This window comes from Chroococcidiopsis sp., assembly GCF_051657925.1.
In the GTDB taxonomy this organism is placed as follows: Bacteria; Cyanobacteriota; Cyanobacteriia; order Cyanobacteriales; family Chroococcidiopsidaceae; genus Chroococcidiopsis.
Window position 1 is genome coordinate 1 of record NZ_JBOFLP010000364.1, and the last position, 12641, is coordinate 12641.

Consider the following 12641-nt stretch of genomic DNA (forward strand, 5'->3'; position numbering starts at 1 on the left):
ATAGTCAGAACCCGCATGGCGGATATGGAAGGCGTGCGGATCAATTGGGACTATCAAATTCAATCTCCCGACAGTCAAGAATTGTATGTAACGGCAAGAGTCATATTAGTAGCAGTCGATCGCGAAAAGGGTAAAATTATGCGTCAATTACCCCCAGATGTCGAGAATGCTTTTGCTCGGCTGGCTGGTACGCCAAATCGCTAAGCTCAATGTTTCCACGCCGTCAATTTTTGAGTCATGTTATCCAGAGTGCGATCGCTACTGCTGGTATTGGTGTGGTATCCAATTCCTCTGTACTAGGACAAGGAAGCAATTCCAGCCACCAGCAACTAGCCACCAGCCACTCACCCGACTCCCGACTCCCGACTCCCGACTCCCGCTTTCTCAAGCCAGCAAGACTCAAACTCGGCTCCGTTGTCGGAATTATTAGCCCTGCTGGGGCGACATTTGTGCGAGAAAATTTAGATATTGTCCGCGATGCCGTGAGAGGATTGGGGTTAGAACCGAAACTTGCACCTCATGTCTTGGATCGCTATGGTTATCTTGCTGGACAAGACCGCGATCGCGCTGCTGATGTGAATCAGTTTTTTGCCGACCCTAAAGTTGCCGCACTTTTGCCTATTACAGGTGGGTGGGGTTCTAGCAGAATTTTACCATATTTAAATTACGAATTAATTCGTAAAAATCCAAAAATTATTGTGGGGTTTAGCGATATTACTGCTTTAATTTTAGGGATTACAGCTCGAACTAATTTAGTCACTTTTCATGGACCAAATGGCTTTTCTTCTTGGAATGCAGAGCAAACAGATTATTTTCGACGCATATTATTTGCAGGTGAATCTTTAGAGTTTAAAAACTTAAAAGATGGCAGCGATACAGATCGTTTAATGCAAGTAAAATATCGAATTCAAACGATTAATCCTGGTCGTGCTAAAGGGAGGTTATTTGGCGGAAATCTATCTGTACTATCGGCAAGTGTCGGTTCGCCATACTTGCCAAATCTAAACGGAGCAATTTTGTTTTTAGAAGATATTGGCGAAAATATTTATCGACTCGATCGCATGATGACACAGTTAAAATTAGCTGGAATCTTCGATAAACTAGCAGGTTTTATATTTGGGCAATGTCCTAACTGTACTCCAGATGCCGATTATGGTTCTTTAACTCTAGAGGAAGTTATTTGGAACCACATTCAACCATTAAAAATTCCCGCTTGGTACGGTGCGGCGATCGGTCACATTGACACTATTTTGACACTACCAATCGGTCTAGAAGTTGAAATTGATGCAACTGCGGGAACGATTCAGATGTTGGAGTCTGCGGTTGTATAAGCTTTACGTTACTAATCTTGGCTGACTTGAAGATCCCCCAACCCCCTTTTTAAGGAAGCTTTGTTCCCCCCTTTTTAAGGAAGCTTTGTTCCCCCCTTTTTAAGGGGGGCTAGGGGGGATCTAGTCTTAACCAAAAAGTAGTAAGTTTACAGTATCATTCATAACATTATCTTCAAAACTAAAAATAAAGATTCTTAGAGGATTGATTGCATAAATTTCATCCTTAAGCTTTAATTTTGTATTGCTATATTTTCCTGTTATGAAAAATGAAATCTACTCCAAAACAATATCATTCTATCAACTGTCAGAAATGCGGTCATATTAATTCGATCGCCTTAACTCACTGTCAAAATTGTCACTCTCCTCTCAATCGCAATAAAACAACTCCTACTCGATCGTTTATGATTAATTGGTCGGTTGTACCATTAATTGGAATATTAGCGCTGGCGGGGATACTCTATTTAGTCTGGAAAACTCGTAGCTTGCCTGTAGAAAAAGCTACCAAAATTAATTCTATTTCCACTGGATCGGAAAATACTTTTAAACAAGAATATACGCCATTGCTAGCTAGCGGCAACTCCTTCAGTGGTTACAGCACTTTTCGGAGTCCAGAACTGCGCCAAGCACTGAAAAAATTGGGCATTGACTGGCGCTATCAACTCAGTATGGATGAAATGCATTTCTCCAAGCAAATCGAGCAGTTAAACCAGGGAAAAACTGACTTAGCATTTTCGACGTTAGATGAATTTCTGCTACAAAAAGTCGATGGTAAAGTTGTCGGATTGATCGATCGCACGATGGGGGGAGATGCAGTTATTCTCAATACCAAAAAATATCCAAAATTGCGATCGCTGCAAGATTTAACTCAACTCGTTCAACAGCAGCGATCGCAAGGTAAACTGTTAGACATTGCTTTTACTGGCAACAGTCCGAGCGAGTATCTCGCCTTATTACTGAGTGCTAAATTTGAAGAATTTCAGTTAAGCGATTTCCAAATCCGGCGGGTAGAAGATGCTGCCGATGCGTGGAAACTCATCCAAGATCCGCGACAGAATGTAGCGGTAGCTGTTGTCTGGGAACCATATGTCACCCAAGCGCAAAAGCAGGGATATACGGTAGTTTTATCGAGTGGCGACGCTCAAGGGGCGATCGTAGACGTAATTATAGCCTCCAATCGCCTGATCCAATCTCAACCCGACAAGCTTTCTGACTTCTTAGCTGCATACTATCGCCGTGTTGACGCTGACATGCGTGATGCTTCCCGGTTAAAACAACAAATAGCTCAAGATGGACAGCTATCAGCAGAAGATGCGATCGCAGTCATGCAGGGAATCAAGTTTTTTACCGCACCTGAAGCTCAATCCTGGCTAACTGATGGCACTTTTGAAAAACGGATCGTCTCTACAGCCGCCATCTTGACGCTAGCAGGCAAAATGGAGCAAGTCCCTATCAATCCTAAAAATCTATTTGCCTCCCAGTTCGTCACCAAAGCCGCAAACAATACCCAAACACCGATCGATCTTGTTCGCGCAGATAACCCAACATTAGCTAACAAACTGGTAGGTCAAGAAATAGCACTCACCCCTCGCAAATTCGATCGAAATTCGTTGACATCCGCGCCTAATATTGGCAACTTACAGGTGAAAGGGAACGTGAAATTCGCCTACGATTCGGCAACACTTACGCCTGAAGGTAAGCAAACATTAGATCGTCTAGCAGCAGAAATGTCTGATTTCAACGATCGCACCGTCGCCGTGCGTGTCATCGGTCATACATCCAGAACTGGCTTAGCCGCACTCAACCAAAAACTCAGCCAACAGCGATCGCAAGTCGTCGCCAATTATCTCAAATCGCGCTTGAAGCTCCAGATCGTTGCTGAGAGTAAAGGCTTCCGCCAACCCCTATCTGGAATTTCACCCCAAGATCCGCGCAATCAAAGGACAGAAATTCGCCTCGTGCGCGTTGGGACTTAAATCGTATTCTGTGCTGCCTTGACAAACTTTGGTTCGATAAACTTTGACATATCGGGAACTTTTTCAATCTGCTTTTGGCTGGATAAAAATTCAGCCATAGACTTCATTGAGTTTACTATGTAAAGTTCGCTTTGCGAGTTAGTAAACATTTCGATATTCGTAGCAGCATCGGGAAGTTTAATTCCTTTCAGATCGGCTGCAAGACTATCAGGTGTTGTCTCCAAACGCTTAGCTGCGATCGCTAACCCTTCTTTTGGATTCTGATTGAGAAAGTCTAACCCTTGAAGAACACCGTTGACAAATGCCTGTACTGCTTGAGGATTGGCTTGAATAAATTTTGCATCAAACACGTACAGATCGCTAATCGCAGTCGGCATCTTTGCAGAGTCGTAAATAATTCGTCCGTCTTTCTGCGCTTGATTTGCTTTTTGTAAAAAAGGCGCATAGGATACAGCAATCTCAACCTGTCCAGTTTGATAAGCTGCTGCTGCTGCATCTGGTGTTGTGCTGACAATTGTAATATCCTTCTCGCTCAAACCTGCTTCAGCTAGGACTTGCAAGAGGAAGAAATGGCTGACAGAGGCTCTTTCCACTGCCACTTTTTTACCTTTAAATGCCTTGATGTCTGTGACGCTGTTTCGCGCCAAAATGCCATCTCCACCCACCGAAATATCTTCAACTAAAACCACTCGAAAGTCTCTGCCTTTACTCGCAATCAAAATTGCTTCTGAAGTCACGGGAGCGAGAGCATCTAACCGTCCAGCGATAAAAGCGGCGTTAGAATCGGGGTTAGAACCGAAGATTTTTGGCTGCAAGTCAAGACCTGCTTGTTTAAAAAACCCTTTTTCGAGCGCGATATGTAGTGGTGTTAGTCCAATCCAGTTAAGAATGCCAATCGTGGCTGAGACGGGTTTTGCTGCTATCGGACTTAGGGGTGGTGTTTGAGTCGCCATGTCACACCCATGTAAAACGAAACTACCCGTCGTCCCTACCATCATCCACAGTGCATGACGACGAGACCAATACTGATTCATCTTTGACATAGTTGTAGATTGTAACTGACAACAAGCTGCGATCGAGTGCTACGGTCGTTTGGTAGTTCTGAAAGACAAATATAAAGATGCTTGAGTTGTTCGGATGTATGGCATTTCTGTTAGAGTTGTGTGCCACTTGTAAAGGTTGTCATTTGTCATTTGTCATTTGTCATTTGTGAGGGGTCGGTAGTTGGCAACTTATTATTTGTTGCCTAATAGTCCCCAAAGTTGGGAGTCGGTAAAATCAGGAATAGCTAGCATTACGCCTAGATCGTCAAGCTCGGCTGGTGTCTGAGAAGAGGCAATGCCTACTGTGGGAATTCCCGCACCCACGGCTGAACGAATTCCCGAGGGAGAATCTTCAAATACAAGCGCTTGTTGAGCATTTAAGCCAAAGTAAGCCAGTGCGTAGAGATAGGGTCCGGGATCGGGTTTTGCCATGCCGATTTCTTGGGAGACAAACACTCGCTCGAATCTATGTTCTAGGTTCAAAACACTCAACATGTGCTTAGCGTTTTCTGGAGGAGCATTTGTGACTACGGCTTGTTTGATTCCTCTTTCATCAGCCCAAGCAATCACTTCTAACAGTCCTGGTATTGGTGTCAATTCCGCTGCTAGTTCTCGAAACTGTGCTTCTTTGCGATCGCTAAATTTTATCACCTCTTCTGAAGAGAATTCTGGAAATAAATCTCGCACGATAAATGGATTCAGCCTGCCACTCATGCGATTTTTATAGAACTCTTCATCGATCTCTATTCCATGCTCTTTCAAAAGTGCTTGCCATATGCGAAAGTGCAGTGGATCGGTATTAACAATCGTACCGTCGAGATCGTAAAGAATCGCTGCTAGCATGGTCATCGTCCGAGAAGGCTGAGGGTTCGAGCCAAGCTTAACATATCTTAATTGGAATGAGTGTATAGACTACAACCTTAACTACAGTAAAGGTTGACATCTCTCATCCCGTGTTCGTCTGGTGTCTCTGGAATTTGCGCGATTGTGGGACTAGAAATAGTATGAAATCCAATTAGAAGTGATGCTACGATCGCGGCTAAAGCTATCCACTGCTTGAATTTTGACGTAATAAATAAAGATGGAAATATACTTATTTGGAACTGACTAATTCTTGCAAACGATTGAGAACGGCGATCGCGTGACCTTTAGCTTTGACTTTTGCCCAAGTATGAGCGATAGTTCCATCAGGTGCGATCGCAAAAGTAGAACGTTCGACACCCATATACTCCCTACCCATAAACTTTTTCAATCGCCACGCCCCATAAGCATCAGCAACCTGATGTTCGGGGTCGCTCAGAAGTATAATTGACAAATTATGTTTGGCAATAAACTTGCAGTGAGACTGTTGAGAATCGACACTCACGCCGACAACCTTCGCTCCCAGGTTGCTAAACTCCTGCGTAGACTCGCTAAAGTCCTTTGCTTCCGTCGTACACCCAGGCGTATCATCTTTAGGGTAAAAGTAAAGTACCAGCCATTGTCCGGCAAAATCGGCTAAACTGACCAAACTACCATCCTGGTTGATAGCAGTAAAATTTGGTGATATTTGCCCTGGTTGAGGGATATCGGTCATAAATTGGATAAATGCGATCGCCGTCCTAGATCTTCCAGTAGTTCTGCATTAAAAGCAAGTCTTTTAATTAATCTCTTAAGCCCCCATCCCAGAATACTGCTTTAACCCCCGTCGCCACAGCCAACGATTTAAGCCAAAAAATAGCGCGCACCAACCTACTGTAATTAAAAAACCCCGCCCTACATTTTCTGGTAAACCCACGATTAAGGAAGCAGGAAAATGAATCAGATAGGGAAAAGGAGTCCATAGAACAATATCGCGCACAATAGGCGGAAACGTCTCTAAAGGTGCAATTAAACCCGAGAAAAACAGGTAAAACAGAAACCAGAAATTTTCAATTGCATTTGCTCTTTCCGTCCAAAAAGCAAACAAAGCAAAAGTATATTGGATCAGAAACCGCAGCGCAAAAGCAAGCAGAACGGCAATTATAAATAAGATCGAACTACCTAAACTCGGTATCCAAAACGCTTGGGGATAGAGGAAGAAAAACAAACCGACAAGGGCGATCGCAAATGGTAAGCGAGCAAATCTTTCAGAAATATGAGAAAATACATGATGCCATACCGGATCTAAAGGTTGAAGCAAGCGGGGAGATAGCCGTCCCTCGACGACTTCTTTCTCAAATTCCCAAATGACCCACACCACAGTAAACTGTCGGATCAGAAACACTGTGAGGAAGTAACGGGCAAAGTCTATAGGCGATAAGCCGAATTGTCCGCTTTGAGCTGCTTGCGTCCATACCCCCATTAAGATCAGCGGTAGGCTACCAGACAAAGCCCATAAAAATAGCTCTGCCCGATATTCCAACATATAAGCGTAATATGAGGTGAATAAGGTGGCGCTAATCCGCAAAACGCGCGTTAATTTTTTGACGATCGCCTGAAATTGATTAATTTTAGAGTTTGATTGCCGCAGATTTGTCATTTTGAGTCTTAATTGAGTGCGATCGCAAGGTCTTTCTCGATCTTATCTATAACGACTGCGATCGTAGCTATGGCGATCGAAACACTCGACTAGGAATCGATTATAAAATATCTCTTATTTTTTTTCTTCTGCAAGGACAAGTATCTGATGATAGATATATGAAGATGCGATCGAAATAGCAAATTTTTCCACCATACAAATCATATAATTCAATTAACCATCTATGCGTTTTCAATTGGGACGAACGATTTTTAAAATCATTGTTTTGTCATGTTTAGCGTCCGCAACTACCCAATGCGCAGATCGAGCAACATCGGTACAGAAGCAGTTTCCTGGAGTATGTGCAAAAGATCTTGGAGTTGGCAACAATACTTCTGTTTGGATGGTAGGCTGCGGTAAAGCAAACGAATCGGGGGATTTTTACTTATTTACCTGGAACGGTTCTAAGTGGGATATGATTCCAGGTTTTGGTAGCGACATAGCAGTTGAACCAAATGGTACTCCTTGGATAACCAACTCCAACGGACAAATCTATAAAGGCAAAGGGAAGAATGAATGGGAACAAGTTGCAGGTTGTGCGAGGGATATTGCAGTAGGAAATAACTCTGTTTGGGTACTGGGTTGCAAGCAAGCTGGAGCTAATGATTTTGAAATTTTTTCACGGCAAGGTTCCCAATGGAATCGAGTTGAAGGCGCTGCTGCACGCATAGCAGTCGAACCGAATGGTACTCCTTGGATTGTCAATTCTAGCGGGCAGATTTACAAACGTAGTGGCGACAGTTGGCAACAAGTTTCAGGTTGTGCGAAGGATATCGGAGTAGGAGACAATGGCTTAGCTTGGATACTAGGCTGTAAGCCAGTTGGCGCTGGTGGTTTTGAAATACTTTCACGCCAAGGTTCTAAGTGGACGAAACTCCCTGGAGCTGCTACTGGCATAGCAGTCGAACCAAATGGTACTCCTTGGGTAATCAGCATTGAGGGAAAAGTTTTTCGTTTATAATCCCTCACTCTTTACCCGTACTTGTATTTGCACCACTTGGTTAAATCAATCAAAAATTTATCCAGCACTCAAGTATTCCGTGAATACGATGGCACTAACTTTCAGCCATTTCAACATAAATGTACTCCGAGCTATGGCTTCACGGGCGATCGCATGAATAAGTTTAGAATTTTATTGTTTGCCACTGGTATTCTTATCAGCTTCAGTATATCTGCCTCGGATCGCTCTCATAATCCGCATGGATATTTACTCGGTAGTTCGCCACTTGATGCTGCGAATGTTCCTCATGAGTATTTCGTTGCCTCAACAGGCTCAGATAATAATCCTGGGACGTTGGATCGCCCATTTCAAACAGTGCAAAAGTGTGCTAATGTCGCTCAATCAGGCGACTCCTGCTTATTAAGAGCTGGAATTTATCGCGAAACAATTCGCCCCGCAAATTCAGGGACATCATCGACTACACCGATAACATTTGCAGCGTACAACAAAGAGGACGTAACGATCTCCGGTGCGAATCCGGTTGAGGGATGGCAGGTGTTTCGCGGTTCTATTTTCCGTGCGAATGCGTCTTTACCCACGAATAGATATAACGATACGGGCTTTTTTGCCAATCAAGTGTTTGTCAATGGGGAGATGATGCCAGAAGCGCGGTGGCCCAACACGGGAAGAGATCCGTTGCGTCCGAAACTGGCGGGTGGTGGCGTGAAAAGCCAGGGTGGTAATGCTGCGATCGTAGAAAACGCTGAAATTCCCAATTTAGCAGAAGGTTGGGCTGGTGCTACAGTATGGACGAATGATTGGTATGTCACTCGCACCGGAACGATAACGGGTGGTACTGCGGGAAAGCTGACGGCACAAATGACTGCCCCTTGGGATCGAGGTGGATATTGGTTCTATCTAGTTGGCAAGTTGGGGTTGCTCGATAGCGAAGGCGAATGGTTTTATGATGGTAGCGATCGCGCCCTCTATCTCTGGACTCTTGGTGGTACAAACCCTAACTCAGTAGAGGTCAAGCAGCGCAACTTTGCTTTCGATCTGGGCGATCGCTCTTATATCGTACTGCGTAATTTGAAGCTTTTTGCCAGTACAGTGACCACCAGCAATGCGAGTCAAGGTGTCGTGATGGATGGCATCCGCGCCAAGTACGTATCGCACCACATGACCCTACCACCATTGCCGAAGTCCGAGCAAGCACCTAATTCTGATGATGGTTTAATCGTTGCATCTCACGCACACGACACTGGTATACAGTTACGGGGTAGCAAGCATACGCTGAAAAACTCAGTTGTAGAATGGAGTTCTGGCAATGGCGTATTGTTAGAAGGTACTGGACATAGAGTGACGAATAATATTATTGCTAACAGCAATTACATGGCATCTTACGCCGCCCCAGTCCGCATTAACGGGACTGGTCACCGGATTACTTACAACACAATCGAAGCAGCTGGACGCGATGCTATCAGTTTTGATTGGCATACCGCAGGTTTCGATGGTAACAAAATCGATATCGCTTACAACGATATCTCTCGCTTTGGCATGTTAAGTACCGACTTGGGGGCAATCTATATTTGTTGCTATGTCAATCTTTCAGGCGGAGCTATTCATCACAATTGGATTCGAGATACTCAAGCATTCAGTCCGTTTTGGGGAACGCGAGGCATCTATTTAGATATTGAAAGCTACAACAGTACAATTCATCACAATGTCGTATGGAATATTACAGGTGGTAAAGATAGCTTTTATCTAGTCGCAGGTAGTCCGCGCGGATACAATCGGATTTTCAACAATACGTTTCTCGGTTCAATATATACAGAGAAAACTGTTGAAGTTCGCAACAACATTTTTCGGAGTTCGACGAGTATAACTGCCAGCCAACAGTCCCACAATTTATTCCAGTCAACCGATCCAAAGTTCACCAAAACTGCTACAACAGATCCAAAATCTCTTCCAGATTTTACCTTACAATCTGGTTCGCCTGCGATCGATGCAGGTATGGCAATTACTGGGGTGACAGATGGGTTTGTGGGTAGCGCCCCCGATATCGGGGCATACGAACGGGGCGCTAAAATTTGGAAAGCTGGCTCTAGATTGCAACGGTAAAAAAGCTAGGTAATTTTCCTTGTCATCTGTGATAATTGCCTTTTCTCGTGCCATCGTAAACCGATTAAAGCAGCGATGGAAAGCATAAAACCTGGTTCCTCCATTTGAGTTAGAAAAAAACCGTAAACCACAACAGTCAGTACGAGAAATCTACTTAAATCGTCTAAACAAAGGTTGCGCCACACAATGAAGCCAAGATACAAATAAGTTCCTAGTCCAAACCAACCTAAATCTCCCCAAATACCCGCCCAACTGAATAAAGGAACGTACAAAGTTGTTGTCATAGCAATCCAATTGCCACGGATAAACTTCCAAATCTCGTCATAAAAAGGAGGATCTGTCGCTCCTAATGGGCTTAATAGGCTCCAATATTCTTTAATTGACCACCCGCCTAATCTACCGAGTGTATGCCCTGGTCCCAAACCAAATAACCAATTTAAGGGCGATCGCCAGTGGGCGAGTACCATATGAATTCCTTGCATTTTAACGGCAAGTCCGCCAGTATCAGAATTCTCATATATATCGGATCGAGAAAACCAATATTTATACACTTCAAAAGCTTCTAGATTATATGCAGCCCAGATAAAAGCTGCGATCGCCAGAACGATACAGGTCGCATACATCAAAAACTTTTTAGCATTCTGAGTTTGACTTAGACCTAACAGCATCCACGCTAATGCTGAAGTTAAAACCACCTGTTTTGTGTCAGAAAGTAATATCTGATAAACTGCACCGAGCAACCCTAACAATCTCAGCCACAATGGTAACGATTTAACATAGAAAAAAATATATAAAGCAAAGCTAACTGTAACCGCGGCTGACACGTAAGCACCAGCCCCTGTCATAAAAAAGACTCCTTGAACGCCATCTGTAGCATCTTGTTGTCCTCGATCGACACTACGTAAAGAGGAATCGGCAACCGCAGCTAAAAGCCCCGCACTTAGGAGAAACTTCTGAGCAATGGCTAAAATCAGATTAATACAGGCAGAGATTACGAACCATTTTTTCCACTGTTGCAGGGTTGCTGATGATACTGGTATGGAGATCATTGCCAGCAAAAATATGAAAGGTTCGCCAAGAATTAAAAAATTAAAAATGACATTGACTAAACCTGCATTATTGACAAGAGCGCTGACGAGCATCGATCCGAATAGAGTGAGAATGCCGATTAAAAGCGCTCTGACGATCGCGATTTGCTTGCGATCGCGACTGCGGCTAGACACTAATGCCACGACAACAGCAAACCCAACTGTCGCAAAGTGCAAAAAATTGAGAATTGAAGGAGCGCGAGTTAAGGTACAAAAAATTCGAGAGTAAAAAGCAGTAGCAAAAGCAAAAAATATGAGAACCGAACTCTTGATTATTCGCTTCTTTTTTGTGGCAGTTGTAGTGCCGATTGCTAAATCTATTTTTTGAGGTAAAGGTGGCATCTCTCCATTTCCCTTCATTGCTAAATATCTAGAGTTATCGATTGAAGCTTTTCACTTTAGATCTAGACATGAGCTTAGCGTTTGACTCCTAATTTCTCAAAACTAGATTGTATTTGTGGTAAGATGCCTTCCCGCGGTGAATTTTTTCTCGCGATCGCCGAGTAGAAATCTAGATAACGAGCGGCTACATCTGATTTAGAAAAACGAACGTCTTTTGATGCTTTTCTCAGCGGTTTTTCTAAAGCATGAATCATGGATTGAGAGAGATTTCTGACTGGATCGCCTTGCAGCTCGAAGTAAGTACAACTAGAGGAACTAATCTCTCTAAATATTGGTATATCCGAACAAACTATCCTACAGGAAAAATGCAGAGCCTCTGCTAGAGGTAAACAAAAACCCTCCTGTGACGAAGGAGCAATAAACATTTTACAATGTTGATATAGCCAACATAATTCACTATCTTTGATGGAGTCAAGCAGTAACACCCTCTCTTGAAGGGCAAGCTGCTCGATTAACTGATGCAGCCTTTCGGTTTCAGGACCATTGTTGCCAACAATAACTAATTTAGCCGTGCTGTTTAAATTTTTTTTCTTAATTAATAACGAAAATGCTTGAATTGCTATGTCGATATTTTTATTTTTGCGATGCTGAGCAACACATAGTAGAAAAGCATCGCGCTCGTCGATTGGTAATTGGCTGGACAGATGATAATGCGATCGCTCCAAGCTGACGTAGTTATAAATAACGGTTACAAGCTTGCGAGGATGCAGATTTGGAAAATACGCTCTTAAACTGTTCAAAGTAGATTTAGATACACAAGCAAGACCGTCGCTATTAGTTATGCATTGTTTCAGAAACAAACGGTTGAAAATTGCATTGGGATATCCAAATACTTCGGGGTTTTCGTAAGGATATAGATCGTGAATTGTAGAAACTACAGGAGATGAAAACAGCGATCGGAGGAAAGGAAAAGGAAATGACATGTAAACTAAGTCAGGCAAGAGACGGTTAGCTAGTTTCGGTAAACCAAACAAAAACCACATGTTTCTTGCTATTGCAGTATTCTCAATATCTACATCGATTAAATCGATTTTTTTAGAGCTAAAAAAGGTTTCAAAATAATGTCTTTGCCATGTTCCTACGATCAAACTCACTTGAGTTACTTCTTTTGTATCTGCTAAACATTGAGCTAGATTTGCGGCGTGTCTACAAACACCAGTTGGTTTTGCCGGTCTATGTAAAGCAGCGATGAGAATATGCATAT

Annotated in this window: 11 protein-coding genes; 5 read left to right on the forward strand and 6 right to left on the reverse strand. The window is 43.2% G+C overall.

The features are described from left to right. From ACRC32_RS29125 to ACRC32_RS29135, 3 genes are all read left to right on the forward strand, one after another. Nucleotides 1-204: acyl-CoA thioesterase (locus ACRC32_RS29125; RefSeq protein WP_438557247.1), on the forward strand; the 204-nt coding region annotated here is incomplete at its 5' end. A 5-nt stretch (nucleotides 205-209) separates the two neighbouring features. Next, nucleotides 210-1331 (forward strand): S66 peptidase family protein, encoded by a 1122-nt coding sequence (locus ACRC32_RS29130; protein WP_438557248.1) that lies wholly within the window; start codon nucleotides 210-212, stop codon nucleotides 1329-1331. Between the two features lie 266 nt (nucleotides 1332-1597). Continuing rightward, nucleotides 1598-3304: an OmpA family protein gene (locus ACRC32_RS29135; protein ID WP_438557249.1), complete on the forward strand. Its 1707-nt coding sequence runs from the start codon at nucleotides 1598-1600 to the stop codon at nucleotides 3302-3304. Here ACRC32_RS29135 and ACRC32_RS29140 read toward each other — a convergent pair. The 4 genes from ACRC32_RS29140 to ACRC32_RS29155 form a co-directional block, all read right to left on the reverse strand. Beyond that, nucleotides 3301-4347: an ABC transporter substrate-binding protein gene (locus ACRC32_RS29140; protein WP_438557250.1), complete on the reverse strand. Its 1047-nt coding sequence runs from the start codon at nucleotides 4345-4347 to the stop codon at nucleotides 3301-3303. The genes ACRC32_RS29135 and ACRC32_RS29140 overlap by 4 nt on opposite strands. A 192-nt stretch (nucleotides 4348-4539) precedes the next feature. Further along, nucleotides 4540-5190, reverse strand: a complete 651-nt coding sequence (locus ACRC32_RS29145; protein WP_438557251.1) for an HAD family hydrolase — start codon at nucleotides 5188-5190, stop codon at nucleotides 4540-4542. A 250-nt stretch (nucleotides 5191-5440) separates the two neighbouring features. Then, nucleotides 5441-5923, reverse strand: a complete 483-nt coding sequence (gene bcp / locus ACRC32_RS29150) for a thioredoxin-dependent thiol peroxidase (protein WP_438557252.1) — start codon at nucleotides 5921-5923, stop codon at nucleotides 5441-5443. Between the two features lie 75 nt (nucleotides 5924-5998). Continuing rightward, the gene (locus ACRC32_RS29155; protein ID WP_438557257.1) at nucleotides 5999-6733 is read right to left on the reverse strand and encodes an ABC transporter permease; all 735 of its coding nucleotides are present in this window, start codon (nucleotides 6731-6733) and stop codon (nucleotides 5999-6001) included. Between the two features lie 337 nt (nucleotides 6734-7070). Here ACRC32_RS29155 and ACRC32_RS29160 point away from each other — a divergent pair, with 337 nt between their 5' ends. Both ACRC32_RS29160 and ACRC32_RS29165 read left to right on the forward strand, forming a co-directional pair. After that, the gene (locus ACRC32_RS29160; protein WP_438557253.1) at nucleotides 7071-7847 is read left to right on the forward strand and encodes a tectonin domain-containing protein; all 777 of its coding nucleotides are present in this window, start codon (nucleotides 7071-7073) and stop codon (nucleotides 7845-7847) included. A gap of 36 nt (nucleotides 7848-7883) precedes the next feature. Beyond that, nucleotides 7884-9947: a right-handed parallel beta-helix repeat-containing protein gene (locus ACRC32_RS29165; protein ID WP_438557254.1), complete on the forward strand. Its 2064-nt coding sequence runs from the start codon at nucleotides 7884-7886 to the stop codon at nucleotides 9945-9947. 5 nt (nucleotides 9948-9952) lie between these two features. Here ACRC32_RS29165 and ACRC32_RS29170 read toward each other — a convergent pair whose 3' ends face one another. Both ACRC32_RS29170 and ACRC32_RS29175 read right to left on the reverse strand, forming a co-directional pair. Beyond that, a complete protein-coding gene (locus ACRC32_RS29170) occupies nucleotides 9953-11395 on the reverse strand; it encodes a hypothetical protein (RefSeq protein ID WP_438557255.1) in 1443 nt (480 codons plus the stop codon). A gap of 56 nt (nucleotides 11396-11451) precedes the next feature. Further along, the coding region (locus ACRC32_RS29175; protein WP_438557256.1) for a glycosyltransferase family 4 protein at nucleotides 11452-12641 on the reverse strand (1190 nt) is incomplete at its 5' end.